Origin of the sequence: Thalassospira sp., assembly GCF_002709775.1 — a bacterium.
GTDB lineage: Bacteria > Pseudomonadota > Alphaproteobacteria > Rhodospirillales > Thalassospiraceae > Thalassospira.
The window spans coordinates 1-26,955 of the sequence record NZ_PAQR01000032.1 but is presented as its reverse complement, the minus strand read 5'-3'; the positions used below and the strand labels follow the sequence as shown (position 1 = coordinate 26,955).

At 54.4% G+C, this 26,955-nt stretch carries 25 protein-coding genes; 11 read left to right on the top strand and 14 right to left on the bottom strand.

Going from position 1 to position 26,955, the window contains the following annotated elements:
• The 5 genes from CMO10_RS12240 to CMO10_RS12220 form a co-directional block, all read right to left on the bottom strand.
• The coding region (locus CMO10_RS12240; protein WP_297022494.1) for a peptidase U32 family protein at positions 1–737 on the bottom strand (737 nt) is incomplete at its 3' end.
• A 208-nt stretch (positions 738–945) separates the two neighbouring features.
• A complete protein-coding gene (locus CMO10_RS12235) occupies positions 946–2,466 on the bottom strand; it encodes an alanine/glycine:cation symporter family protein (RefSeq protein WP_297022489.1) in 1,521 nt (506 codons plus the stop codon).
• Positions 2,467–2,499: 33 nt separating this feature from the next.
• Complete coding sequence (locus CMO10_RS12230) at positions 2,500–2,934, bottom strand: universal stress protein (protein ID WP_297022486.1); 435 nt, start codon at positions 2,932–2,934, stop codon at positions 2,500–2,502.
• Between the two features lie 28 nt (positions 2,935–2,962).
• Positions 2,963–3,226 (bottom strand): hypothetical protein, encoded by a 264-nt coding sequence (locus CMO10_RS12225; protein WP_297022483.1) that lies wholly within the window; start codon positions 3,224–3,226, stop codon positions 2,963–2,965.
• Positions 3,227–3,275: 49 nt separating this feature from the next.
• Positions 3,276–3,692, bottom strand: a complete 417-nt coding sequence (locus CMO10_RS12220) for an acyl-CoA thioesterase (RefSeq protein WP_297022481.1) — start codon at positions 3,690–3,692, stop codon at positions 3,276–3,278.
• Between the two features lie 529 nt (positions 3,693–4,221).
• Between CMO10_RS12220 and CMO10_RS12215 the strand changes: the two genes are divergently transcribed.
• The 3 genes from CMO10_RS12215 to CMO10_RS12205 are packed head-to-tail and all read left to right on the top strand — an operon-like array spanning position 4,222 to position 8,211.
• Positions 4,222–5,580, top strand: coding sequence for an NAD(P)-dependent oxidoreductase (locus CMO10_RS12215; protein WP_297022479.1), 1,359 nt, complete (start codon positions 4,222–4,224; stop codon positions 5,578–5,580).
• Between the two features lie 26 nt (positions 5,581–5,606).
• On the top strand, positions 5,607–6,884 hold the full coding sequence (preA, locus tag CMO10_RS12210; RefSeq protein ID WP_297022478.1) for an NAD-dependent dihydropyrimidine dehydrogenase subunit PreA: 1,278 nt from the start codon (positions 5,607–5,609) through the stop codon (positions 6,882–6,884).
• Positions 6,885–6,939: 55 nt separating this feature from the next.
• Entirely contained in the window at positions 6,940–8,211 is a 1,272-nt protein-coding gene (locus CMO10_RS12205; protein WP_297022476.1) for a Zn-dependent hydrolase, read from the top strand.
• Positions 8,212–8,314: 103 nt separating this feature from the next.
• On the opposite strand, the gene CMO10_RS12200 is transcribed toward CMO10_RS12205, so the two are convergent.
• From CMO10_RS12200 to CMO10_RS12190, 3 genes are all read right to left on the bottom strand, one after another.
• Positions 8,315–9,088 carry a substrate-binding periplasmic protein gene (locus tag CMO10_RS12200; RefSeq protein ID WP_297022473.1) on the bottom strand — a complete coding sequence of 258 codons (774 nt, stop codon included), beginning with the start codon at positions 9,086–9,088 and terminating at the stop codon, positions 8,315–8,317.
• Between the two features lie 205 nt (positions 9,089–9,293).
• Positions 9,294–10,052, bottom strand: coding sequence for a substrate-binding periplasmic protein (locus CMO10_RS12195; protein ID WP_297022472.1), 759 nt, complete (start codon positions 10,050–10,052; stop codon positions 9,294–9,296).
• 204 nt (positions 10,053–10,256) lie between these two features.
• Complete coding sequence (locus CMO10_RS12190) at positions 10,257–10,895, bottom strand: TetR/AcrR family transcriptional regulator (protein WP_297022469.1); 639 nt, start codon at positions 10,893–10,895, stop codon at positions 10,257–10,259.
• A 756-nt stretch (positions 10,896–11,651) separates the two neighbouring features.
• Here CMO10_RS12190 and aptA point away from each other — a divergent pair.
• From aptA to hydA, 7 genes are all read left to right on the top strand, one after another.
• The gene (gene aptA, locus CMO10_RS12185; protein WP_044829330.1) at positions 11,652–12,983 is read left to right on the top strand and encodes an omega-aminotransferase AptA; all 1,332 of its coding nucleotides are present in this window, start codon (positions 11,652–11,654) and stop codon (positions 12,981–12,983) included.
• A gap of 278 nt (positions 12,984–13,261) precedes the next feature.
• Entirely contained in the window at positions 13,262–14,098 is an 837-nt protein-coding gene (locus CMO10_RS12180; protein ID WP_235285079.1) for a nitrilase-related carbon-nitrogen hydrolase, read from the top strand.
• Between the two features lie 256 nt (positions 14,099–14,354).
• Positions 14,355–15,146, top strand: a complete 792-nt coding sequence (locus tag CMO10_RS12175) for an ABC transporter ATP-binding protein (RefSeq protein ID WP_044829554.1) — start codon at positions 14,355–14,357, stop codon at positions 15,144–15,146.
• A 10-nt stretch (positions 15,147–15,156) separates the two neighbouring features.
• Complete coding sequence (locus CMO10_RS12170; RefSeq protein WP_044829553.1) at positions 15,157–16,065, top strand: ABC transporter permease; 909 nt, start codon at positions 15,157–15,159, stop codon at positions 16,063–16,065.
• Entirely contained in the window at positions 16,062–17,216 is a 1,155-nt protein-coding gene (locus tag CMO10_RS12165) for an ABC transporter permease (RefSeq protein WP_297022464.1), read from the top strand. The genes CMO10_RS12170 and CMO10_RS12165 overlap by 4 nt, the downstream gene beginning before the upstream one ends.
• 61 nt (positions 17,217–17,277) lie before the next feature.
• Positions 17,278–18,258, top strand: a complete 981-nt coding sequence (locus tag CMO10_RS12160; RefSeq protein WP_044829327.1) for an ABC transporter substrate-binding protein — start codon at positions 17,278–17,280, stop codon at positions 18,256–18,258.
• Between the two features lie 180 nt (positions 18,259–18,438).
• A complete protein-coding gene (gene hydA, locus CMO10_RS12155; protein WP_044829326.1) occupies positions 18,439–19,890 on the top strand; it encodes a dihydropyrimidinase in 1,452 nt (483 codons plus the stop codon).
• Positions 19,891–20,843: 953 nt separating this feature from the next.
• Here hydA and sugE read toward each other — a convergent pair.
• A complete protein-coding gene (gene sugE / locus CMO10_RS12150; RefSeq protein WP_062955423.1) occupies positions 20,844–21,164 on the bottom strand; it encodes a quaternary ammonium compound efflux SMR transporter SugE in 321 nt (106 codons plus the stop codon).
• A 261-nt stretch (positions 21,165–21,425) separates the two neighbouring features.
• Between sugE and mobA the strand changes: the two genes are divergently transcribed.
• Positions 21,426–22,073, top strand: coding sequence for a molybdenum cofactor guanylyltransferase MobA (gene mobA, locus CMO10_RS12145; protein ID WP_297022455.1), 648 nt, complete (start codon positions 21,426–21,428; stop codon positions 22,071–22,073).
• Here mobA and CMO10_RS12140 read toward each other — a convergent pair.
• The 5 genes from CMO10_RS12140 to CMO10_RS12120 all read right to left on the bottom strand — a co-directional run bounded on the left by CMO10_RS12140 (position 22,070) and on the right by CMO10_RS12120 (position 26,924).
• Positions 22,070–22,936: a tetratricopeptide repeat protein gene (locus CMO10_RS12140; RefSeq protein ID WP_297022452.1), complete on the bottom strand. Its 867-nt coding sequence runs from the start codon at positions 22,934–22,936 to the stop codon at positions 22,070–22,072. The two genes, mobA and CMO10_RS12140, sit on opposite strands and share 4 nt — an antisense overlap.
• A 127-nt stretch (positions 22,937–23,063) precedes the next feature.
• Positions 23,064–24,848, bottom strand: coding sequence for an ABC transporter substrate-binding protein (locus CMO10_RS12135; RefSeq protein WP_297022449.1), 1,785 nt, complete (start codon positions 24,846–24,848; stop codon positions 23,064–23,066).
• 101 nt (positions 24,849–24,949) lie between these two features.
• Positions 24,950–25,222 carry a DUF2160 domain-containing protein gene (locus CMO10_RS12130; protein WP_008890111.1) on the bottom strand — a complete coding sequence of 91 codons (273 nt, stop codon included), beginning with the start codon at positions 25,220–25,222 and terminating at the stop codon, positions 24,950–24,952.
• Between the two features lie 24 nt (positions 25,223–25,246).
• Complete coding sequence (locus CMO10_RS12125) at positions 25,247–26,050, bottom strand: carbohydrate ABC transporter permease (protein WP_044829323.1); 804 nt, start codon at positions 26,048–26,050, stop codon at positions 25,247–25,249.
• Between the two features lies 1 nt (position 26,051).
• Positions 26,052–26,924, bottom strand: coding sequence for a carbohydrate ABC transporter permease (locus CMO10_RS12120; protein ID WP_044829322.1), 873 nt, complete (start codon positions 26,922–26,924; stop codon positions 26,052–26,054).
• Between the last annotated feature and the right edge of the window lie 31 nt (positions 26,925–26,955).

Sequence of the window (26,955 nt, the reverse complement as noted above, 5' to 3'; positions counted from 1 at the left end):
TCCTGAATTTCCATCAGCTCGCCCGGACGCATGTCTTCTTCAAGGAAGAAGTCAAACATCTCCAAGTTTTCCTCGGTCAGTTTGAGTTCCTTGACCGTGCCATCCTTGAGCTTCATGTGGACTTTGTATTTCCAGCGGCACGAGTTTGCACAGGCACCTTGGTTGGCGCCACGTTCAGCCATGAAGTTCGACAGCAGGCAACGACCGGAATAGGTCATGCACATGGAGCCATGCACAAAGGCCTCGATCTTGATATCGGGGCATTTTGCGCGGATTTCGGTGAGTTCCTCATAGGAAACTTCACGGCCCAGCACGACAAGCTTGGCTCCGATGCTCTGCCAGAATTTCACAGACTGCCAGGAACAGACATTGGCCTGTGTCGAGACATGAAGATCAAGTTCCGGTGCATGTTCGCGGACAAACATGAAGACACCCGGATCAGCAACAATCAGACCGTCTGGCTTACATTTGCGTACGGTATCGACATATTCCGGCAGCTTGTCGATGTCCTTGTTATGCGAAAACAGGTTGAGTGTCAGATAGACCCGCACACCATGGCTGTGGGCAAACTCGATGCCGTCGACCACGTCTTGCAGCGACATCTGGCTTTTGACGCGCAGCGACAGGTCCGGCGTGCCCATGTAAACGGCATCCGCGCCATAAAGCACGGCAACTTTCAGCTTTTCGAGCGAGCCTGCGGGCATCAGCAATTCGGAACGGCGCGATTGATCACTCATCACTTGCGGGTCTTCTTATAGGTCATACGGGAAATCTCTCTGGCGCGGCTTCTATCACAGCCTGCTGCCTGTGCCGATTAAAATCGCATATTTGCCGGGGTTTGCATAGCCACGGCCGCGATCAGCAGCCATGTCCGACTTGCAGGGCGCAAACCAAAACACCCCCGCCAAAGGGCAGGGGTGTTTGGAATCGTTTCAAAATGCCGGCTTATTTGACCTTCTTGATCTCGCCGCTTTCGATCTTGGCCCAGTATTGGTTGATCTCGCCGCGAACGACGGGCATCAGCAAATAAAGGCCGATGATGTTGGGGATTGCCATGGCAAAGATCATGGAGTCCGAGAAATCAATCACGGGACCCAGGCTCATGGACGCACCAACAATCACGCACAGGCAGAAGAACAGCTTGAAGATGATCTCCTTGCCTTTGCCTTCACCCACCAGATAGGTCCAGCTTTTAAGCCCGTAATAGGACCATGACAGCATGGTGGAAAAGGCAAACAGGACAACTGCCAGTGCCAGGATCAGCGGGAACCAGGTAAAGGCCGATGCGAATGCCGCCGAGGTCAGCTCAACCCCGGTCAGACCGGAATTAAGTTCGCCACTGATGGTAATCACAAGGGCAGTCATGGTGCAGATCACGACCGTATCAATGAACGGTTCGAGCAGGGCGACATAGCCCTCTGTGACCGGTTCCTTGGTCCGAACGGCCGCATGGGCAATGGCAGCAGAGCCAATGCCGGCCTCGTTTGAGAAGGCGGCACGTTTGAAGCCCTGGATCAGCGCGCCGACAACCCCGCCAGCAACACCGGCACCGGTAAAGGCACCGACGAAAATCTGGGCGAAGGCATCACCGACCATGGTGATGTTTGACAGGATAATGATCATGCCTGCGGTGACATAGATAACCGCCATGAACGGCACGATTTTTTCGGTCACCTTGGCAATCGATTTGATGCCACCAATGATCACAACACCCACAACAATCGCCATGACCAGACCAAACAACCAGCCGGAACCGGCAAGGAAGCTTTCGTCACCACCGGTGACATTGACAATCTGCTGGAAGGCCTGATTGGCCTGGAACATGTTGCCGCCACCGACAGCCCCGCCGATACAGCAGATCGAAAAGATAATGGCGAGTACCTTGCCAAGGCCGGGTTTGCCTTTTTCAGCCAGGCCTTTTGACAGGTAATACATAGGCCCACCTGAAACGCGGCCGTCTTCATATTCGTTACGGTACTTAACGCCCAGCGTACATTCGGTGAATTTCGATGCCATGCCAAGCAGGCCGGCAAGGATCATCCAGAATGTAGCCCCCGGTCCACCGATGGAAACCGCAACCGCCACACCGGCAATATTGCCAAGGCCGACCGTGCCCGAAAGGGCGGTGGCCAATGCCTGGAAGTGGGAAACTTCACCGGCATCATCGGGATGGGAATAGTCGCCCTTGACCAGCGAAATCGCATGGCCGAAACGGCGGAATTGAACAAAGCCGAAATACAGTGTGAATATCGTGGCGGCAACAACCAGCCAGCCAACGATCAAAGGGAAGGCCGTGCCGCCAATCGGCACGGAATAGAACATGGTGCCGGCAATCACGTTAGAAATCGGTGCGATCGCCTGATTGATTTTCTCATCAAGGCCGGCTTCCTGCGCATTTGCGATATGGGGCAGGGTGGCCGACATCATTGCAACGGCGCTGGCCGCTGCTGTCTTTTTCCAGAACATGATGCTTCTCCGGTTTAACTTCGTGTGATTGCCTTAGGGAACGACAGTGACCGGCACAGGCGATGCCTGAACCAGGGTAAGTGGCAAACTGCCCAGCAGCCGTGCTCCCAAAGTCGATCCACCCTTCCTGCCGACAATGATCTGACAGGCGCCCTTGTCTTCGGCGATCTTGCAGATCAATTCGCCGGAATGGCCGTAACGGACTTCCGAAGTTACCGGTATTTTTAGCTTGTTAAGTGCCTCGAGCGCGGGCTTGAGGGTTTCCTCTGCCCGTGACAGTTCTTCTGTTCGCCGTTGATGGCGTTCTTCAAGTTCCTGTGTCGACAGGAAGCTGTATGGGGACCATTCAAGAACGTAAACAAGATGAATGGCGCAGCCTACGGCTGTTGCGCGAGTGCCCGCAAATTCCACGGCACGCTGCGCGGCATCTGTTCCGTCATAGCCCACAAGAATTGGCTGATCGGTCATGTGCTTCTCCTGATCAGAGACTGAAATGTCAGATTAATTCTCCCACTTCTGGCAATACAGGTGTCGGCCTGTACCATGCCGCACTAGGGTCGAAACCCAGGCCAATGACGTCAGCACACAACGGTTCCCCCGAATTCATTTCACCGACGCCAAGTGAAACGACATCCGGAAATGATACATAAAACTGAAATAAATTCGCCAAAAAGTTGAGTTGACGAAATGTGATGTGTTGTATGGGCGTGAAATTCACCGCCGAAACAAAATAAAACGCGCCGAATTCATCGGCGCGCACGGGAATGTTTCAAAAGAACGCTTAAAAAAAGTGCGTCCAACCGGTTTGATCAGGCGTCGTTTTCGATCTCGGGTTCAAGCGGGCGGGGGCGGCCATCTTCGTCAAGGGCGACGAAGGTAAATACGCCTTCAGTGACTTTGTCCGATGTTTCTTCAAAGCGGGTCTGACGCCAGGCTTCGACATTGATGCGCAGTGATGTGCGTCCGACATGGATGATTTCGGTGAAGAACGAGACCTCATCCCCGACATGTACCGGGCGCAGGAACGACATGCTGTCGACAAAAACGGTGGCGGTTCTGCCTTTGGCGCGCCGTGCGGCAGCGGTTCCCGCCGCGAGGTCCATTTGTGACATCAACCAGCCGCCAAAAATATCCCCGGTCGGGTTGGTATCGGATGGCATGGCAACGGCACGAACCGACGGTTGACGGTCAGGCAGGGTGTCGGTTGCATCGTTTTTAAGGGGCATCAAAGGCGTTCCGAATTGATCTGATGCGATGACGTTACTTTAGTTTATCCAATTAAAGCCAGCATAAAATATTGCCAAATCAGTGACATGCAAGATGTTCGATACCCTAAAAAGCCATCTGTACCAGCTTATGCCAAACGGCAGATTTCCAAGGCGAACAGGGGTGTTTTGGTCTTCAACCAAGAATTCGGATTTTTAATCTTGACCAAATGATCAGGATTGGACATGCTGTTTTTGTCAGAGAGAGGCATCTGCACGTGTCATCAACCGGGGATAACCCCGAAACCATAAAAACACGGCAGATCAAATACTGGGAAACAGTTCAGCATAAGCTGAACGGATACGCCAAGAATGTCAGTATGAGAGACCCTGTGTTGGTCGGGCCCGCCCGTCCACGTAACGCCATAGCTGTATTCTGATCGCGCGCAAGTTGCGATCACATCTGGCCCGCGGTCGATTGTATTTTCATTCTTGTTTTGTCTCTCGATGACGTCAGGAGAGGACGCCTTTTTGGCAGGGAGACAAACAAATGACCACCTTGCAGGCCAAGCAAGTTTCAAAATCCGGTGCCGTCCATGGCGGTGCTGGCCACAATGACGCAGATGACGGTTTTTCCGATCTGCACCCGGCCTATTCCACGCTGCAGGCCATGGCGGAAAGCAACCGCTGCCTGTATTGCTATGATGCGCCATGCGTGACCGCATGCCCGACATCCATCGATATTCCAAGCTTCATTCGCAAAATCAGCACCGGCAACCCGGATGGTGCGGCAAAAACCATTTTGTCAGCCAACATCATGGGCGGCACCTGTGCGCGTGCTTGCCCGACCGAAGTGCTGTGTGAAGAGGCCTGCGTTCGTAACGTCGCCGAAGATACCGCCGTTGAAATCGGCAGCCTGCAGCGCTATGCGGTTGATCACCTGATGGCGCGCGATCTGCCCCATCCGTTCAAACGTGCACCCAAAACCGGCAAGACCATCGCCGTTGTCGGTGCCGGTCCGGCGGGCCTTTCGTGTGCGCACCGTGCGGCGATGCTGGGTCACGACGTTGTCGTATTCGAAGCCAAGCCGAAACCGGGCGGGCTTAATGAATATGGTCTGGCTGCCTATAAGATGACCAACGATTTCGCCCAGCGCGAAGTCGAGTTCCTGATGGGCATTGGCGGGATTGAAATCGAATATAACAAGGCGCTTGGCAAGGACATCAACCTTGCGGACCTCAAGGCCAAATACGATGCCGTCTTTGTTGGTGTCGGCCTTGGTTCGACCAATGATCTGGGCCTTAAGGGCGAAGATTTCCCGGGCGTTGATGATGCCATCACCTTCATCGAAAAACTGCGTCAGACCGAACCGAAATCCGACATGCCGGTTGGTGAAAAGGTCATCGTGATTGGCGGTGGTAACACCGCAATCGATGCCGCCGTTCAGGCCAAACGTCTTGGGGCTGAGGAAGTCACCCTTGTCTATCGCCGGGGTGCGGAAAACATGTCAGCGACCGAGTTCGAACAGGATTTGGCGAAAACCAACGGCGTTGTTGTGCGCTATTGGGCAAAGCCGGTCGCGATCAAGGCCAATGGCAAGCTGTTTGGCATGGAGTTCGAAAAGACCGAACTTGATGCCAATGGCAAGCTTGTCGGTACAGGCGAAACCTTTGACGTGCGTGCAGACCAGATTTTGAAGGCCATCGGACAAAAAATCAAAACCGATGACCTCGCCGGAATGGAGATCGCCGGCGGCAAGATCGTGGTCGATGAGTCCTATCAGACAACCGCCCCGGGCGTGTTCGCCGGTGGGGACTGCATCAAGAGTGGCGAAGACCTGACCGTCCAGTCGGTCGAGGACGGCAAACAGGCCGCCATCGCCATTGATGCATTCCTGAAATCCGCCTGAACCGCTAGCCAAAGGGAGAGAGAAAAATGGCTGATCTAAGCTGCAAAATCGCCGGTATTGATTCGCTAAACCCGTTCTGGCTGGCATCCGCGCCGCCGACGGACAAGAAATACAACGTCGTTCGTGCCTTTGAAGCAGGCTGGGGCGGGGTTGTCTGGAAGACGCTGGGCATTGATCCGCCCGTGGTCAACGTGTCTTCACGCTATGGCGCGCACCATGACCAGAACCGTCGTCTGCTGGGTATCAACAATATCGAGCTGATCTCGGACCGTCCGCTTGCCACCAACCTGCAGGAAATCCGCGAATGCCGCGTTGAATACCCTGATCACGTCATCATCGGATCGATGATGGCCCCGATCGAGGAACGCGCCTGGAAGGACCTGGCCCAGCAGATCGCCGAAAGCGGTGTGCATGGTCTGGAGCTTAACCTTGGTTGCCCGCATGGCATGTGTGAGCGTGGCATGGGCTCGGCCATCGGTCAGGTTCCGGAAATGGTCGAACAGGTCACCCGTTGGGTGAAGGACGCGGTGGATATTCCGGTCTTTACCAAGCTGACCCCGAACATCACCAACATCCTGTGGTCGGCCGAAGCAGCGCTTAAGGGCGGGGCGGATGCCGTATCGCTGATTAACACCGTTAACTCCATCGTGTCGGTCGATATCGACAACATGGTCCCGGAACCGGTCGTTGACGGCAAAGGCACCCATGGCGGTTATTGCGGATCGGCGGTCAAGCCGATTGCGCTCAACATGGTGGCCGAAATCGCCCGTACGCCGGAAACCCGCGATCTTGAGATTTCCGGGATTGGCGGCATCACCACCTGGAAAGATGCGGTGGAGTTCATGGCGCTGGGATCGAACGCGGTTCAGGTTTGTACCGCAGCCATGATCTATGGCTTCCGCGTGGTCGATGACCTGATTGATGGCATGAGCCAGTGGATGGATGACAAGGGTTACACCAGCGTCGAACAGTTCACCCGTGCAGCCGTTCCGCAGGTTTCCGACTGGAACGAGCTTAACATGAACTTCGACACCAAGGCGGTGATCAACCCGGATAACTGCATTGAGTGCGGTCGTTGCCATATCGCGTGTGAGGATACCTCGCACCAGGCGATCACCATGACCAACAAGCCCGAAGGCGGCCGTTTGTTCGAGGTCGTTGACGAGGAATGTGTGGGTTGTAACCTTTGCTATCACATCTGCCCGGTCCCGGATTGCATCACCATGGAGCCGGTCAAGCCCGACAAGCCGCCAATGACCTGGCCGGAACATCCGCTTAATCCCATGCGTATGGCCGCCGAGTAATCCAGACGCGTTACGCGCGCGCCACCCGCGCCACCAAAACCAGAAGGACTGACTAATGACTGCTCAACCCAGTGCACGTAACCTTTCAATTGATGGTGATCGCCTTTGGGATAGCCTGATGGAAATGGCCAAGATCGGCAAAACCGAAAAGGACGGCGTTTGCCGTCTGGCGCTGACCGATCTTGACCGTGAAAGCCGTGATCTGTTTATCGAATGGTGCAAGGCCGAGGGCTGCTCGATCCGCATCGACAAGATGGGCAACATCTTTGCCCGTCGCGAAGGCCGCAATCCGGACCTGCCCCCGGTCGTGATGGGCAGCCACCTTGATAGCCAGCCGACCGGCGGCAAGTATGACGGCGTTTATGGCGTTTTGACCGGGCTTGAGGTCATCCGTACGCTTAATGAAGCCAAGTACGAAACCGAAGCGCCGCTTGAAGTCGTTTGCTGGACAAACGAAGAAGGCTCGCGCTTTGCTCCGGCAATGGTGGCATCGGGCGTCTTTGCCAAGGTCTTTGATCTTGAATACGGCCATTCCCGTGCTGACGTCGATGGTAAAACCATGGGCGAGGAACTGGAACGTATCGGCTATATGGGCCCGGACGAAGCCACCATTGATGCCCACCCGATGGGCGCTTATTTCGAAGCCCATATCGAACAGGGTCCGATCCTTGAAGACGAAGGCAAGGATGTCGGGATTGTCACCGATGCCCAGGGCCAGCGTTGGTATGAAATCAAGTTCACCGGTGTCGAAGCCCATGCTGGCCCGACCCCGATGAAAACGCGTAAGGATGCCCTTCTGGGGGCAGCACGCGTGATCGAGCTGGTCAACAAGATCGGTCTGGATCGCTCGCCACTTGCCTGTGCGACGGTTGGCATGATGCAGATCCATCCGAACTCGCGCAACGTCATCCCGGGCGAGGTGTTCTTTACGGTTGATTTCCGTCATCCTGATGATGCGGTACTGGCCGATATGGACAAGGCACTGCGCGAAGGCGTTGAAAAGATCGCAAAGGATATCGGCCTTGAAACCGAGTTCGAACAGATCTTCTATTACGCACCGGTTCCGTTCGATAAATCCTGTGTTGATGCGGTGCGCAAGGGCGCGGAACTTGGCGGGTTCTCGTCACGTGAAATCGTTTCAGGTGCTGGCCATGATGCCTGCTATCTCGCCCAGGTTTGCCCGACTGCGATGATCTTCATCCCGTGTGTCGATGGTATTTCCCATAACGAGATCGAGGAAATCCACAAGCCGTGGTCCGATGCCGGCGGGCAGGTTCTGCTGCATGCTGTTCTGGCCAAGGCCGACGAAACGGTCATGAAAGAATAGATATCGCTGTTTCGGATAGCCAAGTCGTCCGAACCAGATACAAGACATCAAAAAGCAGGGCGTGTCATGCGCCCTGCTTTTTGTTTTTGGTGGGCGCGGGGGATCAGCTTTCGCCGTCGGAAAGATTGATCAGGTGATTGTGGGTCCAGAAGTCCAGCGTGCCGTCTTCGCTCAGTTCCTCGATCAGAAGATTGAGGTGTTTGACATGCGCCATGCAGGGGCTTTTGCGTGAAAACATGAAACGCACATCATTGCTGTCAACGGGCGGTTCAACGATCTTGATGTCGTCGCTGAGTTTGTCACGATAGATATTGGATAGTCCGTCAAAGCGGCCGAGCATCACGTAATCCACCCGACCATTCATTAGCACATCAAAAATGCGGTTTCCGGTTGGCGAGAACATCATGTCGAGGCGCTGTTCGGCAAACCTGTCGATATAATCACCATAGCTTCCGCCTTGTGGGCGGGCGCCGCGATGACCGATCAGATCATGCAAGTCAGAAACGGCAAACCGGTTGTCGCGATGCTGAAACACCATGATGTCGTCATGGGCGAATGGCGCACTGTAAAAATGGATCTGGTCGCGTTCATTGGTGAAATAGGCCCCGGCGATCACATCAAGTTCGCCATTGCGCAACATCTGGATTGCGCGCGTCCAGGGGATGTCGAGATTGACATCAAGCCGCAAATCGCTGCGTTCCGCGTAATTCTGCAAGATGTCGATGGCAAGCCCGGTATGCTGGCCATTATTGTTGATGTAAGTGATGGGCTCCCAGCCATTGGCGCCGCCAACCGCAAGGGTACGGCAGATGGTTTTTGGTGAGGTCGTCTGCGTCGGCTTGGTCGAGGAATATTGGGCGAATGCCGGTGATAACATCGGGGGGATTGCTCCCCAAAGTACCGCGACAAGCACCCAAAAACAGACGGCGCGAAATGAAAGCCTGATGCACACCATGATCGTCTGAAAGCGTTGTTATTATAAGTGATATCTAAAGTTGGTTATGGCTTTCAGTGATTCAACTATCCAGAAGTGGTGTGTATCTGGCGAAAAACCGGGAAAAATGATGCGCAAAAGGGTGGGGTCAGCTGCCGGTTTCGCGATTGAACACGGTCTGTTCCAGATGATACTGGGTGCGTTCCTTGATGGTGCCGTTTTGCGCAAGTTCGGCAATCAGCAGATTGATCTGCGCAACATGTTCAACACACGGGCTGTTGCGTGAAAACATCATGCGGACCGGATTGTGATCAAGCGGTGGCTCCACCGCGATGATTTTGTCCTCGATCCCTAGTTTGCGAAGGGTTGCCAACCCGTCATAGCGCGCAATCAAAACATAATCGACATGCCCGGCACGCAGCAGATCAAAGATGCGGTCATTGGTCGGGGAATAGATGATATCAAGTTGCTGTTCGGAATAGGTGTCGATCTTGTTGCCTAGGCTGCCGCCATGCGGGCGGGCCCCCTGATATCCCTTCAGGTCTTTGATGCTGGCATATTCAAACCGGCGATCGACATGCTGAAAGACCATGATGTCATCGGCATAAAAGACATCGCTATATTGAAACACGCGTTGGCGTTCATCATTGAAATAGGCCCCTGCCGTGACGTCTATTTTGCCCTGAAGCAACAAATCAAGCGTTCTGGCCCAGGGCAGTTCGATATCGACCCGGACATTGATGCCGTGACGCTCTGCATATTCCCGGAGGATCTCAATGCCCAGACCTGTTTGCCGACCATCGGATGCGATGTAGGAAACAGGTTGCCAGCTGGCCGGGCCACCGATGGTAATGGTGTCACAGCGTGTTCTTTGGTCGGTATATTGCTGAGCTTTGATCGGCGACAAAACCCCCGCCGTTAGCATCGATATCGCACAGAATGCAAATATTCTAATAAATTTGGCGCTTGGCAGCTTTAGCCGCATTTTCTCCGCCCCGTCCGTTTCCTCGTTATATCCGATTATGCAGATATGAACGAGGTGTTATCTATTCAACTTGTGTCGACCAAAAACGGCCGTTTCGGGCCGAAAAAAGATGGCGGCGGTTGAAAGTCAGGACAGGCCTACACCCTTTAGGATGATGCGCACGACATTTTCCTTGGCCTCAGCAAATTGCGCGTCGCTGAGCGGCTTGTCGTTGTTGAAAATCTCGATCTGACGGCCAAAGTCGGCATAGTGCTGGGTGGTGGCAAAGATCATGTACATCAGGGTGTAGGGCTCAACATCATCCATCTTGCCCTCGTCGATCCAGCCCCGGATGACGATAACGCGGCTATCAAGCCAGTTCTTGACCGTGGTCGAGATATATTCCGACGAGAATTTCGCACCACGAATGATTTCATGTGCCCACAGTCGTGAGCCATAGGGACGGGCGCGAGACAGATCCATCTTGGCTTCGATATAGCCCCGCAGGATCACGGCCGGGTCAGCACTGTTATCAAACGTCATCGCCGCTTCGAGCCAGTGGTCGCAGACATCTTCCATGATGCGGCGATAAAGTGCCTCTTTGGTGTTGAAATAATAATGCACATTGGCCTTGGGGACATTGGCGGTTTCGGCGATCCGTGCGGTGGTTGCCCCCTTGAACCCGAAGTCGGCAAAGACCCGTTCGGCCGCAGCCAGAATCTGCTCTTCGTTTTCCTGACGGATCGCGGCCTTGTGTGCGCCGTTTACTGCGGGTTTTGTGCTCATTTTATTGTCCCGTTTCGCGCCGATTTTGATACATCATAATCAAGCTATATAAATCGTGTCATTTATCTTGACCGTTTGGTCAGGTTAAAATAACCTCTACTTCTAATATCAAAAAGAAACTTTTTTATGCGCGTCGTGCCTAGGGTCCAAACTTATCCAAATGACCGTTCCGGTCGCCCGGATTTGTGCGGATATGCGAAGCAAAATTGCAGGAAGATGCACATCTTTCAAGATTTTGCGACAACATAGCCCGTGCAAATCCGGGTGATCCGATGGACAACTGATATGAGAGAAAGCCTCTGCGTCAAATCCCTTGATTGGGGATACCCCCAATCTGCAGGCTTTTCCTAGATTTTTCTCTCATATCAGCTGCCGGATCGATCATTTGGATGAGTTTGGACCCTGGCCATGGTCAAGAGTCGGTTTTGTCCGAAATATCGAACAGTCCCGATGAAAGATAAACACAAAATAGACGCCGTAAACAAAAATCAGGGTCGCCGAAATGGTGTTTGACGGTCGAATATTCGAAACAGTTCCGCGGTGGTGTTAAAGCGCTAGTGCATGGGCATGTCTCATGCTAACGACTTTTACGTGCCCGCAACACGGGCGATCCCGAACAGGCGAATGTGCGACATTTTGGTCAGTTGACCAGATACCTTTCGCGAAAACGGGATGAAGAATATCAGATGCCGGTGCACGGTGCCCGCCACCGAACCGGTCGAGAGAAGCACTTAAAAAGGTACGGGAGACCTTTTGATGACAGCCACCACGAAAATCAGCCGTCCGAACGATCTTTCGGCGTTCTGGATGCCGTTTACGGCCAACCGTCAGTTCAAGCAGACCCCGCGTATGCTGGTCTCGGCGGATGGCATGTATTACAAAACCGACGACAATCGGGAGATCCTTGACGGTACCGCAGGCCTCTGGTGCTGCAACGCCGGTCACAAGCGTCCGAAAATCGTCGAAGCGGTCAAGGCGCAGATGGATGAACTGGATTACGCACCGGCGTTCCAGATGGGCCATCCCAAGGCGTTCGAACTGGCAAGCCGTCTGGCGCAGCTGATGCCGGGCAACCTCAACCATGTGTTCTATACCAACTCCGGTTCTGAATCGGTTGAGACCGCGCTTAAAATCGCACTGGCCTATCACCGTGCACGCGGCGATGGTCAGCGTACCCGTCTGATCGGTCGTGAACGCGGCTATCATGGTGTGAACTTCGGCGGCATTTCGGTTGGTGGTATTTCGGGCAACCGGAAAACCTTTGGCCAGATGCTGGGCGGTGTTGACCATATGCGTCACACTTATCTTCCGGAAGAAAACGGTGTGACCCGCGGTATGCCGGAACATGGTGCGTTTCTGGCCGAAGATCTTGAGCGTATCTGCGCGCTGCATGATCCGTCCACGATTGCTGCTGTGATTGTCGAGCCGGTTGCAGGCTCCACCGGTGTTCTGATCCCGCCGAAGGGTTATCTGGAACGCCTGCGCGAGATCTGCACCAAGCACGGCATTCTTCTGATCTTTGACGAAGTCATCACCGGTTTCGGTCGCCTTGGCGCACCGTTCGCAGTTGATTACTTCGGTGTTCAGCCGGATCTGGTCACGACGGCCAAAGGCCTTACCAACGGCACCATTCCGATGGGTGCAGTGTTTGCCACCGATGACATCCATGATGCTTTCATGACCGGCCCGGAAAACATGATCGAGCTGTTCCATGGGTATACCTATTCGGGTAACCCGGTTGCCTGTGCGGCCGCGATGGCAACGCTTGAGACCTATGAAGAAGAAGGTCTGTATTCCAAGGGCAAGGATCTTGGTCAGTATTGGGAAGATGCAGTGCACAGCCTGATCGACCTGCCGCTGGTCAAGGATGTCCGTAACCTGGGTCTGATCGGTGCGATCGAGCTGGAGCCGATTGAAGGCTTCCCGACCAAGCGTGCCTTCAATGCCTTCCTCAAGGCGTTTGAAAAAGGCATCCTGATCCGCACCACGGGTGACATTATTGCGCTATCACCGCCGCTGATCCTTGAAAAATCACACATTGATCAGCTGTTCGGCACCTTGCGCGAAGTGCTTAAAGAGATCGATTAAGATCACGACATTTGCCCCTTGTCCGGTCAAACGGGCAGGGGGCATCGGCTTGCAGGGCTGATAAAAATCAAACGTTTCTGCAACGCTCGGAGGAAACATCTGTTTCGCGATTTTTCCGATCGCGTCCCGTCTGGGAATGGACCCGCATAAAACAAAACAGGGTTCTTGGGGCGCGCTTGGACATAAAGTCCAAAGATCAGCAGAAGCTGGCAAGGACATAAAAATATCAGATCAAGGAGGTATCTCGGATGTCGATGCTGAGAGGCGGACTGATTCAAATGAGTCTGAAAGGGTCAACCGATCAGACGCCAGAAGAAATCCGCAAGGCCATGATTGACGCACATCTGCCCTATATTGAAGAGGCAGCCAAAAAAGGTGTGCAGGTCCTGTGCTTTCAGGAAGTTTTCACCCAGCCCTATTTCTGTCCGAGTCAGGACAAAAAATGGTATGCGGCCGCGGAAAAAATCCCCGATGGCCCGACCACACAGCTGATGTGTGAGCTGGCAGCAAAATACAAAATGGTGATCGTTGTTCCGATCTATGAGGAAGATATCACCGGTGTGTATTACAACACCGCTGCCGTCATTGATGCCGACGGTACCTATCTTGGGAAATACCGCAAAACCCATATCCCCCATGTCGCCGGTTTCTGGGAGAAATTCTTCTTCAAGCCGGGCGCGTCGGATTGGCCGGTCTTTGACACCCAGTATTGCAAACTTGGCGTTTATATCTGTTATGACCGCCACTTCCCGGAAGGTTGGCGTGCGCTTGCACTGAACGGGGCGGAATACATCGTCAATCCGTCGGCGACCGTTGCCGGGGTATCGGAATATATCTGGAAACTCGAACAGCCGGCATCGGCTGTGGCCAATGGCTGCTTCATCGGCGCGATCAACCGCGTCGGCACCGAGGCGCCCTGGAACATTGGCGAGTTTTACGGTCAGAGCTATTTCGTCAATCCGCGCGGCGAGATTGAATCCCAGGCGTCCCGCGACAAGGACGAATTGCTGGTCCATGACATGGATATGTCGATGGTGCGCGAAATCCGCGACAACTGGCAGTTCTTCCGTGATCGTCGCCCGTCGACCTATACCCGTCTGACCGACGGAAACTGATTTCATGTTACCGGCGAGCGGTTTCTTGCTGCTCGCCGTTTTGCCTTGATCGACAGCTGGGGTATCATTCCCCATTCCCGGCAATGACCGGGCAAAGGCTTTATGCGTTTGATCGAATGTCGACAAGGTTCAGGGCAACGTCCCTGAGGGAGGCTTCCAATAAGTCGGGCCAGAAAATCTTTCTGGTTCGGAAGAGAGACATACGATCAGGGGAAACCCCATGACGCTAAAACAAGTCGTCAATAATGTTGCTGAGATGCCCGCATCAAAAAAAGCTGTTGTTGATATCAAGAAACTGTCGCTGACCTTTCAGACGGCAGATGGTCCTGTGTACGCCCTTTCCGATGTCGATCTGACCATCGAAGAAGGCGATTTTGTTTCCTTTATCGGTCCGTCCGGTTGCGGCAAAACCACGCTTCTGCGTGTGATCGCCGATCTGGAGCAAGCCACCGGCGGTGACATTTCGATCAATGGCGTATCGCCGCACGAAGCCCGCGAACAGCGCGCTTACGGCTATGTGTTTCAGGCACCCGCCCTGCTTCCGTGGCGTTCGATCGAACGCAATGTGACCTTGCCGCTCGAAATCATGGAAATCTCCAAGGAAGAGCGCATCAAGCGCGCCCAGGAGGCCCTGAAACTGGTCGAGCTCAATGGCTTTGAAAAGAAATTCCCGTGGCAGCTGTCTGGCGGCATGCAGCAACGTGCATCGATTGCGCGTGCCCTGTCATTCGACGCCGATCTGCTTCTGATGGATGAGCCGTTCGGCGCGCTTGATGAGATCGTGCGTGATCACCTTAATGAACAGCTTTTGAAATTGTGGGCGCGCACCAACAAGACGGTGGCATTTGTTACCCACTCCATCCCCGAGGCGGTCTATCTGTCGACCAAGATTGTCGTCATGTCGCCGCGTCCGGGACGGATCATTGATGTGATCGAAACCGACTTCCCGAAAGACCGCACGCTTGATATCCGCGAAACGCCGGAATTCCTCGAGATTGCGCATCGTGTTCGTGAAGGGCTGCGCGCGGGGCACAGCAATGACGACTAATGCTGCTTCCATGACCGGCACGCTTGCCGGACCATCGATCTGGACGCGCATGATGTCTGGCCAGACCGGCCCGGTATGTGTTGTCCTGATTGCGCTTCTTGTTCTGTGGTATGTCGGGGCCGTTTTCATGAACGCGCCGACCCAGATTGATCGTTATGAACGTGCCGATCAGACCTGGACCACAGGCCAGCTGATCGAAGATACCCTGGCACAGGAACGCCCGATCCTGCCGGCCCCGCATCAGGTGGCGGTCGAGATGTATAACACCATCTTCGCGATCAAGATCACGTCCAAGCGGTCGCTGGTGTATCACAGCTGGGTGACGCTTTCCTCGACCCTTCTGGGCTTCGGGATTGGCACTTTGCTTGGTGTGTTGCTGGCGGTGGGTATTGTTCATGTCATGACGCTTGAAAAAAGCCTGATGCCGTGGGTGATTTCATCGCAAACCATTCCGATCCTTGCGATTGCGCCAATGATCATCGTTGTTCTGGGTGCCATCGGGATCAAGGGACTGGTGCCAAAAGCGGTCATTTCGACCTATTTGTGCTTCTTCCCGGTTACGATCAGCATGGTCAAAGGCCTGCGCTCCCCGCAGGTGATCCAGCTTGATCTGATGCGGACTTACAATGCCTCGAAATGGCAGACCTTCTGGCAGCTTCGTTTACCGTCCGCCATGCCGTTCCTGTTTGCCAGCCTGAAAGTCGCGATTGCGATCAGTCTGGTCGGTGCCATCGTCGGTGAATTGCCGACCGGTGCGCAGGCAGGTCTTGGTGCGCGTTTGCTTGCGGGTTCGTACTATGGACAGACCATTCAAATCTGGTCGGCCCTTCTGACAGCGGCCTTTGTTGCGGCCATCCTTGTGGTGATCGTTGGCTGGTGTGAACGCAAGGTCCTTGCGCGCATGGGGGTAAAGCCATGACGATGAAACTTGATAAATTCTGTCTTGTTGCGGCGATTGCGGCCTTGCTGGCGCTGATCTTTCCGCTGTCGGGGATTGATGGCGATACCGGCAAGCAGGTTGCCTTTGTTGGCGATATCCCGGGCCTTGCCATTGCCATGGCGCTTTGCGTGATTGCCGGTGCGGCTTTTACCTGGCTTGGTGTGCGGTCGGTCAAGGCCGGGATCGTCATTCTGGCGGTTGCGGTGTTTGGCTGCTGGCAGGCGGTGAGTGTTCTTTATGATCACGGTGTCGCCGGTTATGCCGGGCTTGGCTTCTGGTTGTTCATCCTGTCGCTTTGGGCGTTTGTCTGGCGCGGGATTGATGTGATTGCCAATTTCCACAGCCTTGATCGCGGCAAGCAACATCTGGCCAACGTGATTGTGCCGGTGGCTTTTGGTGTCTGGCTTCTGTTTGTATGGGAAGTCGTCGTTTCGGGCTTTGGCGTGCCGCAGGTTCTTCTGCCGCCGCCCAGCATGATTGGCGAACGCTTTGTCAATTCGACCGACATTCTGGCATCCGACTTCCACCAGACCTTTGTGAAGGCCGTTTTGAGCGGTTATGTCATGGGCTGTGGTTCGGCCTTTATCGTTGCGATTGCGGTTGACCGCGTGCCGTTCCTCAAACGCGGTCTTTTGCCGCTGGGCAACATGGTGTCGGCGCTTCCGATCATTGGTGTCGCGCCGATCATGGTGATGTGGTTTGGCTTTGACTGGCAGTCGAAAGCTGCCGTGATCGTGATCATGACCTTCTTCCCGATGCTGGTGAATACCGTTACCGGGTTGAATGCGGCCGGCAAGCTTGAAAAGGATCTGATGGCGACATACGCGTCGGGCTATTGGTCAACGCTGTTTCGTTTGCGTTTGCCTGCTGCCATGCCGTTTGTTTTTAACGCACTTAAAATCAATTCCACGCTTGCGCTGATTGGCGCGATCGTCGCCGAATTTTTCGGCACCCCGATTGTTGGTATGGGCTTCCGCATCTCGACCGAGGTGGGGCGGATGAATATCGACATGGTCTGGGCGGAAATCGCATTGGCGGCCCTTGCGGGTACCGCCTTCTACGGGGCCGTGGCTTATATTGAGAGAAAAGCAACGTCATGGCATCCGTCATTCCGGGTACGTCGCCACTAAAGGCATAAAACAAGACGACCCGCCGGGAGGACTTGACTACAACCTGAGGAGACATCGACGAATGAATAAGTTTATTTCGACTGCTATGGGGTTGAGTTTCGGGCTGGCATCGTTTTCCGCGATGGCAGCAGATGAGGTAACCCTGCAGCTTAAATGGGTCACGCAGGCCCAGTTTGCAGGCTACTATGTCGCACTCGACAAAGGTTTCTACGAAGAAGCCGATCTTGATGTGACGATTAATCCGGGTGGTCCGGACGTTGCCCCGCCGCAGGTGATTGCCGGTGGTGGTGCCGACGTGATCATTGACTGGATGCCGTCCGCCCTTGCATCGCGTGAAAAGGGTGTGCCGCTGGTGAACATCGCACAGCCGTTCGCCAAATCGGGCATGATGCTGACCTGCCTGAAGGAAACCGGCATTGAAAGCCCGGACGACTTCCCGGGTCGTACCCTTGGTGTGTGGTTCTTCGGCAACGAATATCCGTTCCTAAGCTGGATGTCGAAACTCGGCATTCCGACCGAAGGCGGCGATGATGGCGTGACCGTCCTGAAACAGGGCTTCAACGTTGATCCGCTGATCCAGAAGCAGGCCGATTGCGTTTCGACCATGACCTATAACGAATACTGGCAGGTTATTGATGCCGGTATCCCGGAAGATGACCTCAAGGTCTTCAAATACGAAGATCAGGGCGTCGCGACCCTTGAAGACGGTCTTTATGTTCTTGAAGACAACCTGTCGGATCCGGCATTCGTCGACAAGATGGCACGCTTTGTTGATGCCAGCATGAAGGGCTGGAACTGGGCCAAGGAAAACCCGGAAGACGCCGCCATGATCGTTCTTGATAACGACATGACCGGTGCCCAGACCGAAAAACATCAGGTCCGCATGATGACCGAAATCGCCAAACTGCTTGGTGATTCCGCAGTTCTCGACGAAGCAGCTTATCAGCGTACCGTTGACAGCCTGCTTTCGGGTGGTTCCGATCCGGTGATCACCAAGGAGCCGGAAGGCGCCTGGACCCACGCTGTTACCGACAAGATGTAATTTCAACGTCTTGTGATCTTTGCCCGTCCGGCGGGGTTTTGCTTCGCCGGACGGGATTGCCTCCCGAACTACCAACGATGAACGACGACGATTGAATACCCTCGGGGTGTTTGCAGACAACGGGCGAAATGCCGGGATGGCCCGCAACTTTTCGCCGCAAAGACAGACAAGGAGCCACCCATGTCCATGGTTATTCGTGGCGGAACCATTGTTACCGCAGACCTGACATACAAATCCGATATCCTGATCGAAGACGGCAAGATCGCCGCGATCGGGGAAAACCTGACCGGGGACAAGGTGATCGAGGCCGACGGCTGCTATGTGATGCCCGGCGGTATTGATCCGCACACCCATATGGAAATGCCCTTCATGGGCACCTATTCCGCCGACGATTTCGAAAGCGGCACCAAGGCGGCAGTTGCTGGCGGCACGACCATGGTTGTCGATTTCTGCCTTCCGGCACCTGAACAGTCGCTGCTTGAAGCGCTGCAGGCCTGGGATAACAAATCCTCCAAGGCGGTATGCGATTATTCCTTCCACATGGCGATCACCTGGTGGGGTGAGCAGGTCTTTGATGAAATGAAGACCATCGTGCAGGAAAAGGGCATCAACACCTTCAAGCACTTCATGGCCTATAAGGGCGCGCTGATGGTGGATGATGACGAAATGTTCGCATCCTTCTCGCGCTGCTCGGAACTGGGCGCGATGCCGCTGGTTCATGCCGAAAACGGCGACGTGGTCGCAACCCTGCAGGCAAAATTGCTTGCCGAAGGCAATAACGGCCCGGAAGCGCATGCCTATTCCCGTCCTGTGGATGTTGAGGGCGAAGCCTGCAACCGTGCGATCATGATTGCTGATATGGCCAATGTGCCGCTTTATATCGTGCATGTGTCGTGCGAACCGGCGCATGAAGCCATCCGCCGTGCGCGTCAGAACGGCAAGCGCGTCTTTGGCGAACCGCTGATCCAGCACTTGATTTTGGATGACAGCGAATACAAAAATCCCGATTGGGACCACGCCGCACGTCGCGTCATGTCCCCGCCGTTCCGCAGCAAGGAACATCAGGATGGTCTTTGGAATGGTCTGGCATCAGGCAGCTTGCAGGTTGTTGCGACCGACCACTGTGCCTTCACCACCGATCAGAAACGCTATGGCGTTGGCGACTTCACCAAGATCCCGAACGGCACCGGTGGCCTTGAAGACCGTATGCCGCTTCTTTGGACCTATGGCGTTGGCACCGGCCGTCTGACCCCGAACGAGTTCGTGGCAGCCACCTCGACCAACATTGCCAAGATCCTCAACATCTATCCGCGCAAGGGTGCGGTTCTGGTTGGGGCGGATGCGGACCTTGTGGTCTGGGATCCGAAGGCATCGAAAACCATCACCGCCGAACATCAGCAGTCCTCGATTGACTACAACGTGTTCGAAGGCATCGAGGTCACAGGCCTTCCGCGCTATACACTCAGCCGCGGCCGTATTGCCGCGGAAGAAGGTGTGGTTCTTGCCAAATGCGGCGACGGCGAATTCATCGCCCGCGAACCGTATCCGGCCGTCAACAAAGCCCTTTCCAAATGGAAAGAAATCACCTCACCGCGTAAGGTTGAGCGTAAGGGTATTCCGGCTGGTGTTTGAAAGAAATGTGGTTTCGCTAGGGAGAGAAAAGCTCTCCTTAGCGAAGTTTCCTTCTCGTTCATATTTAGAATGCGGAAAATTTTTAATCTTTAGGGAAAGGCAAAAATGAGCACTCTGAGTATACAATTGCCGAACTAGCTATCGAGTAGACCGAACCCGATAACATAGTTTCAGGTTGGTAAAAAAACATCGTTGAGTTTAATCCTGTTATCAATCTGACGTTTTGTAATATGGTATGATCTTGAGGTAGATTTCCCCGTAAATGTAGCTCACATTCTTGTATGTCAGAATGTAGGAAAACTATATTTTGCTGTTGTATGTTTGCAAGTTCCCATGAAGTCCAAAATGTAGAAGGGATAATAGATAGGAAAAAGAGGATATAATACGCTCGTTTTCCTCTTATCTCACGTATTTTTAAAGATAGAGAAGTAAGTTTTACTTTTATAGATTTATAAGGAAATTTTCTAAATATTAAAGATATTGAATGCAAAAATATATCTGTGAATTCGATGATTGCTACAGGTAGGCGAAGTATCATCAATGATAAATATGGAAATAGAGATATAGCTATTAAAAGGTTTGAGTGTCCAATGTATTTATATGATTCAAATAGATTTATCGATGCAATGATGAAGTCATCAATATCTGCATAATCTGATATATTTACTGAGAAAAGGGATAATAATCGATATTGGTGTACCATTCCGCTGAGAGAAAAAAGTAATGCAACGGTTGAGAGTGTTGCTCCCCAATGCGATTTGACCCACTCCAACATATATTCACCTTCAACGGTTTAACATTGGGCTTCAATCATATATTGAAAAATAGGTCGCGTCTAATATTTAAGATTGCTGCAGTTGGGCAATAGGTGGTTGTCTATATCGATACCGCGTTTTCCTAAGTCGAAAACACTGTTTATCTCAGTTTTAGAAACTGATTTGGCTTTGCTTAATCTAGCTAGGACTAAACAGTTTCAGCATCACGATCCCTGACAGGATCAGCGCAATTGCAACCAACCGTCCTGGGTTGGCTGGTTCGCCGACCATGATGATGCCAAAGATCACGGCACCGGCCGCACCGATGCCGGTCCAGATCGCATAAGCCGTTCCGATCGGGATCGAGCGCATGGCGATTGAAAGCAGCCAGAAGCTGGCGGCGATTGCGGCTATGGTGAGCGCGCTTGGGATGGGCTTGGTGAAGCCTTCGGTGTATTTCAGGCCAATTGCCCAGCAAATTTCGAGAAATCCGGCAATAACCAACGCTGTCCAGGCCATGGGGGCCTCCTGTCTTGCGGGGCCGTCCCCATTGATCGGATCAGGAATACCGGTCGTCCGGTATCAAGGTGGAAAGTCGAACTATCTGTAATCAGTCTAATTCAACGGGTGCGGTGCGACAATGTAAAAATGACGCAGTGCAGCATGAATGCTCGGGCTGGAACATGTCATTACGGCAAGACGAGAGATGCATGCTGCACTGCTCTCGACTATGATGAGGCCATTAGATTACGTGGCCCAATTCAAAGGTTTGCCGACGTCGTGACGAAAGCTGATCAATCGCGATCCACCAACATCCCAACCCTTGGCCTTGTTCTGGCTGGTGGTGAGGCACGCCGCATGGGCGGGGATAAGGCCTTTCGCAAGGTTGGCGGGAAAAGCCTGATCGGGCGGGTGATCGACGTTGCCCAAGGACAATGCGATCAGGTGATGATTTCGTCCAATGCCGGTGCCGACGCATTCGCGGGTTACAGCTTGCCGGTCGTAGCCGATCAACCTGCAGCGGGGCAGGGGCCACTGGGCGGTATTCTGGGGGGACTGCTGGCCTTGCCGGATGGTGTTGACTGGCTGGTGACGTTTCCCGTCGATTGCCCGATTGTGCCGCTTGATATGGTGGAACGCTTGCAAGCGGTTGCCGCAGATACTGGGGCGAAGGCGGCCTTTGCCAGCCATGCCGACCGTGACCATTACCTATCGAGCATCTGGCATCGTGATGCTGCCAAAGTCATTGCGGATCTGCTGGCGTCTGATGATCGCCGCGTGAGGGGACCGTTACAGGCGCTGGATGCGCCGCGGGTGGTGTTTGAGGATAAGGTTGCCGGGCTTGAACCGTTTACCAACGTCAATACGCCCGATGACCTGAAGCTGATTAACAGTGCACTTGCGAGCACCGTATCGAAGCAGGGTTAGTCGACTGCGCAGGCCCGCCACGGCTGCCAAGGCTCGTAATTCTCAAAGAACCCGGCCAGGAAATGATCGACGCGTTCGCGGTTGATGGCGCGGTCTTTGGGCGACAGGTCCTTGTCGAACTGGCCGCAGTTTTTCTCGACCGCTTCACCGATGGTTTTCCAGTCGACATCTTCGTTATGGCCGGGCATGCCGGTTGCAATGGCGCACCAGCCAACGGCCTCGGCCTTGTCATCGACCGTGCGGGCTTCTTCGGCAAGGTAGGCTGCCGCACGCATTTCGCCGTGCTGGGCAGCGCGGCGCAGATAGGTCAGGCGATCGACATCGCTTTTGGCAAAGCGGTTGGCAAGCAGGGTGGCCGCACGCGGATCACCAAGCTCCCACGCCTGTTTCAGATGCGCTTCGGCCTTTGCGCCGTCGCCCTGATCAAGCGCATCAAGGGCAAGCCACAGCATCGCCTGGGTGTTGTTGTGTTGGGCGGCAGCGGTATAGAGACCGCGAATATCGTCCTTGGCCCCGCCCACGGCTTCAAGACGCCTGGCCATGACAACACTTGCATCCGGGTTATTGTTATCTGACGCTTGTTCCATCAGCGCCCAACCGGCATCTTCGTTGGCCGCGACACCAACCCCGTTGATGGTCTGACAGGATAGAAGATACTGCGCGGTGGCATCGCCATTGTCAGCAAGCGAGGAGAAAATACCCGCCGACTTTTCAAATTCCCCGTGGCGATAGGCATTGATGCCGTCATCAAGCGCCGAAGACGCCGCAGCGCCGGTGGCAAGAAAACCGCTCATGGCCAGTGCCGTGAGGGCAGCACGGCCAAGAGCGGGAACAGTCCGGCGGACGGAGGAAGACAGGCGCATGGAAAAGTTACCTTTGCCCGCAAAATACCGGGCGGTCGGATATGAAAAAATCAAAAGAGATGAACAAAGTCCGGGACGGTCGGGGGCGAAAAAATCACCCCCGACACCCCCAGTAGTGTAGCCCGAATTACTGGGCTGCACGCCATTCCGCGATCAGATCGTCATATTTGACGGTCTCACCCTGCGGTTTTTCGTTGGCAAGCGGCGGTTTCGGTGCGCCCGGCTGGTCGTACCAGTACTGGGCATCACGCTCTTCGTTCAGCTTCGGTGCGCATTCGCCACCGATGCCTGCACGTTCCAGACGCTGCAGAACACGGTCCATGGAGGTCGCAAGGTTGTCCATGGCTTCCTGCGGGGTCCGTTCGCCGGTTACAGCTTCGGCAACGTTCTGCCACCAGAGCTGTGCCAGTTTCGGATAATCCGGAACGTTGGTACCGGTCGGCGACCACTGGACACGGGCCGGCGAACGATAGAACTCAACCAGACCACCCCAGTTCGGAGCGATATCGGTCATTTCCTGGGTATCCAGGTCAGACTGACGGATCGGTGTCAGACCGGTGAGGGTCTTTTTCAGCGATACGGTTTTCGAGGTGGTGAACTGTGCATAGAGCCATGCAGCTTTACGGCGCTCAACCGGGGTGGACTTCATCAGAGTCCAGGAACCCACGTCCTGATAACCAAGCTTCATGCCTTCTTCCCAGTACGGGCCGTGCGGCGACGGGGCCATACGCCATTTCGGCGTGCCATCGTCGTTCACAACCGGGGTGCCTTTTTTCGCCATGTCGGCGGTAAACGCGGTGTACCAGAAGATCTGCTGTGCGATCTGGCCCTGTGCCGGAACCGGACCTGCTTCGCCGAAGGTCATGCCCGCTGCTTCTGGCGGAGCATAAGCCTTGAGCCAGTCAATGTATTTGGTCAGAGCATAAACCGCTGCCGGGCCGTTTGCGGCACCACCACGGGTGACGCTGGAGCCAGCCGGTGCGCAACCTTCAACACGGATACCCCATTCGTCGACCGGAAGGCCGTTCGGGATGCCCTTGTCGCCAGCGCCAGCCATGGAAAGCCACGCATCGGTGAAGCGCCAGCCAAGCGACGGGTCTTTTTTGCCGTAATCCATGTGGCCATAGACTTTCTGGCCATCGATTTCACCGACGTCATTGGTAAAGAATTCGGCGATGTCCTGATAAGCCGACCAGTTGACCGGAACACCAAGGTCATAGCCGTACTTGTCTTTGAACTGCTTCTGCAGGTCTTCACGCTGGAACCAGTCGTAACGGAACCAGTACAGGTTCGCGAACTGCTGGTCAGGAAGCTGATAAAGCTTGCCATCCGGACCGGTGGTGAAGGACAGACCGATGAAGTCATCAAGATCAAGCGTCGGGGACGTAACGTCGGAACCTTCGCCAGCCATCCAGTCGGTCAGCGGCACAACCGCGTCATAACGCGCGTGGGTACCGATGAGGTCCGAGTCATTGATGAAGGCGTCATAGATGTTGCGGTTCGACTGCATCTGGGTCTGCAGTTTTTCGATCACATCGCCTTCGCCGATCAGGTCATGGGTCAGGTTGATCCCGGTGATTTCCGAGAAGGCCTTTGCCAGAACCTTGGATTCATATTCATGCGTGGTGATGGTTTCCGACACCACGTTGATGTCCATGCCACGGAACGGTTCTGCTGCTTTGATGAACCATTCCAGTTCGGCCATCTGGGCGTCTTTGCTCAGGCTCGACGGCTGAAATTCGCTGTCGACCCATTTCTTTGCCGCGTCGGTATATTGATCTGCCATGGCCGGGTTTGCCAGCACAGCAAGACCAAGGGCGACTGCAATTGCGCTGCCTTTAACAACGCTTTTGGCACCTTTGGCTTTAACGATCATGTCGTTTTCTCCCTGGTCGTCTTCCTTATTGCTCATCCGGTAAAACCGGTCATCAACACTGGGGGAAGACGGACAGCCCAGCGTAATGAATAGATCAGGAACGGCACCGCTGTAGGATGCAGTGCCGTTCCGGTGACTTAGCCCCAGCGCATCACAATGACGAGCCAGACAAGTGCGATGACAGAGCCGATCCAAAGGGCGGCATCGGTAAATGCCAGCCAGCCCAGATGGATATAGGCGGCTCCAAGCAAACTGATAAACAGACGATCACCGCGTGTGGTGGTCAGTGGCAAAAAGCCACGCCGCGGAACGGTCGGTGAAACCGCCTGCCAAATTCCCATCCCGATCAGCATCAAGAAGATGCAGCCAAAGAATGCGGCGGTAATCGGGGTCCAGGCCATCCATGCCATTTTGATATTCCTCCTGTTTTCCGATTACACGCGACCCATCGCGAAACCTTTGGCGATGTAGTTGCGAACAAACCAGATCACCAAGGCGCCCGGGACGATTGTCAAAACCCCCGCAGCCGCCAGTACACCCCAATCAAGTCCCGATGCCGAAACGGTACGGGTCATGGTGGCAGCAATCGGCTTGGCCTCGACCGAGGTCAGCGTGCGGGCCAGCAGTAGTTCCACCCAGCTGAACATGAAGCAGAAGAAGGCCGTGACACCGATGCCTGAACGGATCAGCGGAATGAAGATCGTGGCAAAGAAGCGCGGGAACGAATAACCATCCACATAGGCGGTTTCATCGATTTCCTTGGGGATCCCCGACATGAAGCCTTCCAGGATCCAGACAGCGAGCGGCACGTTAAACAGGCAGTGTGCCAGCGCCACAGCGATATGGGTGTCAAACAGGCCGACACTTGAATACAGCTGGAAGAACGGCAGCAGGAACACGGCCGGCGGTGCCATGCGGTTGGTCAGAAGCCAGAAGAACAGATGCTTGTCGCCGGTAAAGTTGAACCGCGAAAAGGCATAAGCAGCGGGCAGGGCGACCACCAGTGAAATCACCACGTTGATGCCGACATAGATCATCGAGTTGATGTAACCCGTGTACCATGCCGGATCGGTCAGGATCGTTGCATAGTTGGCCAATGTCGGATTGTCCGGGAACAGGGTCATTGCGCCCAGGATTTCCGTATTGGTCTTGATCGACATGTTGAACAGCCAATAGATCGGAACCAACAGGAACAGGATATAAAGAAGAAGTCCGATATGACGTTTCTGGAACTGCATTTTATTGTTCCCCCTGCTTTCCGGCGTTCATCACGACGGTATAGAAAACCCAGCAAACCAGCAGAATGATCAGGAAGTAGACCAGCGAGAAGGCCGCAGCAGGACCAAGGTCAAACTGACCGACTGCCATCCGGGTCAGGAACTGGCTGAGGAAGGTGGTTGCGTTACCCGGACCGCCACCCGTGAGGACGAACGGTTCGGTATAGATCATGAAGCTGTCCATGAAGCGCAGCAGAACACCGATCACGAGAACCGACTGCATCTTCGGCAGCTGAATGAAGCGGAACACGGCCCAGCGCGATGCGCCGTCAATCTTGGCCGCCTGATAATAGGCATCCGGGATCGAGCGCAGACCGGCATAGCACAGCAGCACGATCAGGCTGGTCCAGTGCCAGACGTCCATGACAAGCACGGTCAGCCAGGCATCCATCGGGTTCTGGGCATAGTTGTAATCAATACCCATAAGGTTGATCAGATAGCCACCAAGACCAATGTCTGCACGGCCAAAGATCTGCCAGATGGTGCCGACAACGTTCCATGGAATAAGCAGCGGCAGGGCAAGCAACACCATCGATGCCGACACACCCCAACCCTTGCGCGGCAGGGTCAGTGCAACCGCAATACCCAGCGGGATTTCGATGAACAGCACCGAAAGGGTATAGATGATCTGACGGATCAGCGCGTCATGCAGGCGGCTGTCACCCAGCACCTGTTCAAACCATTCGGTGCCGACAAAGAACCGAGTCTGCGGATCAAAAATGTCCTGAACTGAATAGTTCACAACCGTCATCAGCGGAATGATCGCACTGATGGCAACGATAAAGAACACTGGCAGGACGAGGAACCAGGCCTTGTTGTTGGTAATCTTGTTCATTTCCTCATCCCCCCTTACGCGACCAACTGAC

Excerpts from the sequence above, each read along its gene's own strand:
- CMO10_RS12235 (WP_297022489.1), bottom strand. The coding sequence starts at position 2,466 with ATGTTCTGGAAAAAGACAGCAGCGGCCAGCGCCGTTGCAATGATGTCG.
- CMO10_RS12130 (WP_008890111.1), bottom strand. The coding sequence starts at position 25,222 with ATGGCATGGATGGCCTGGACCCCGATTACCGCCGCATTCTTTGGCTGC.
- CMO10_RS12205 (WP_297022476.1), top strand. The coding sequence starts at position 6,940 with ATGACTGCTCAACCCAGTGCACGTAACCTTTCAATTGATGGTGATCGC.
- CMO10_RS12120 (WP_044829322.1), bottom strand. The coding sequence starts at position 26,924 with ATGAACAAGATTACCAACAACAAGGCCTGGTTCCTCGTCCTGCCAGTG.
- CMO10_RS12190 (WP_297022469.1), bottom strand. The coding sequence starts at position 10,895 with ATGAGCACAAAACCCGCAGTAAACGGCGCACACAAGGCCGCGATCCGT.
- CMO10_RS12200 (WP_297022473.1), bottom strand. The coding sequence starts at position 9,088 with ATGTTATCACCGGCATTCGCCCAATATTCCTCGACCAAGCCGACGCAG.
- CMO10_RS12230 (WP_297022486.1), bottom strand. The coding sequence starts at position 2,934 with ATGACCGATCAGCCAATTCTTGTGGGCTATGACGGAACAGATGCCGCG.
- hydA (WP_044829326.1), top strand. The coding sequence starts at position 18,439 with ATGTCCATGGTTATTCGTGGCGGAACCATTGTTACCGCAGACCTGACA.
- CMO10_RS12180 (WP_235285079.1), top strand. The coding sequence starts at position 13,262 with ATGAGTCTGAAAGGGTCAACCGATCAGACGCCAGAAGAAATCCGCAAG.
- CMO10_RS12135 (WP_297022449.1), bottom strand. The coding sequence starts at position 24,848 with ATGAGCAATAAGGAAGACGACCAGGGAGAAAACGACATGATCGTTAAA.
- CMO10_RS12170 (WP_044829553.1), top strand. The coding sequence starts at position 15,157 with ATGACCGGCACGCTTGCCGGACCATCGATCTGGACGCGCATGATGTCT.
- CMO10_RS12160 (WP_044829327.1), top strand. The coding sequence starts at position 17,278 with ATGAATAAGTTTATTTCGACTGCTATGGGGTTGAGTTTCGGGCTGGCA.
- preA (WP_297022478.1), top strand. The coding sequence starts at position 5,607 with ATGGCTGATCTAAGCTGCAAAATCGCCGGTATTGATTCGCTAAACCCG.
- CMO10_RS12125 (WP_044829323.1), bottom strand. The coding sequence starts at position 26,050 with ATGCAGTTCCAGAAACGTCATATCGGACTTCTTCTTTATATCCTGTTC.
- aptA (WP_044829330.1), top strand. The coding sequence starts at position 11,652 with ATGACAGCCACCACGAAAATCAGCCGTCCGAACGATCTTTCGGCGTTC.
- CMO10_RS12175 (WP_044829554.1), top strand. The coding sequence starts at position 14,355 with ATGCCCGCATCAAAAAAAGCTGTTGTTGATATCAAGAAACTGTCGCTG.
- CMO10_RS12215 (WP_297022479.1), top strand. The coding sequence starts at position 4,222 with ATGACCACCTTGCAGGCCAAGCAAGTTTCAAAATCCGGTGCCGTCCAT.
- sugE (WP_062955423.1), bottom strand. The coding sequence starts at position 21,164 with ATGGCCTGGACAGCGTTGGTTATTGCCGGATTTCTCGAAATTTGCTGG.
- CMO10_RS12165 (WP_297022464.1), top strand. The coding sequence starts at position 16,062 with ATGACGATGAAACTTGATAAATTCTGTCTTGTTGCGGCGATTGCGGCC.
- CMO10_RS12220 (WP_297022481.1), bottom strand. The coding sequence starts at position 3,692 with ATGCCCCTTAAAAACGATGCAACCGACACCCTGCCTGACCGTCAACCG.
- CMO10_RS12140 (WP_297022452.1), bottom strand. The coding sequence starts at position 22,936 with ATGCGCCTGTCTTCCTCCGTCCGCCGGACTGTTCCCGCTCTTGGCCGT.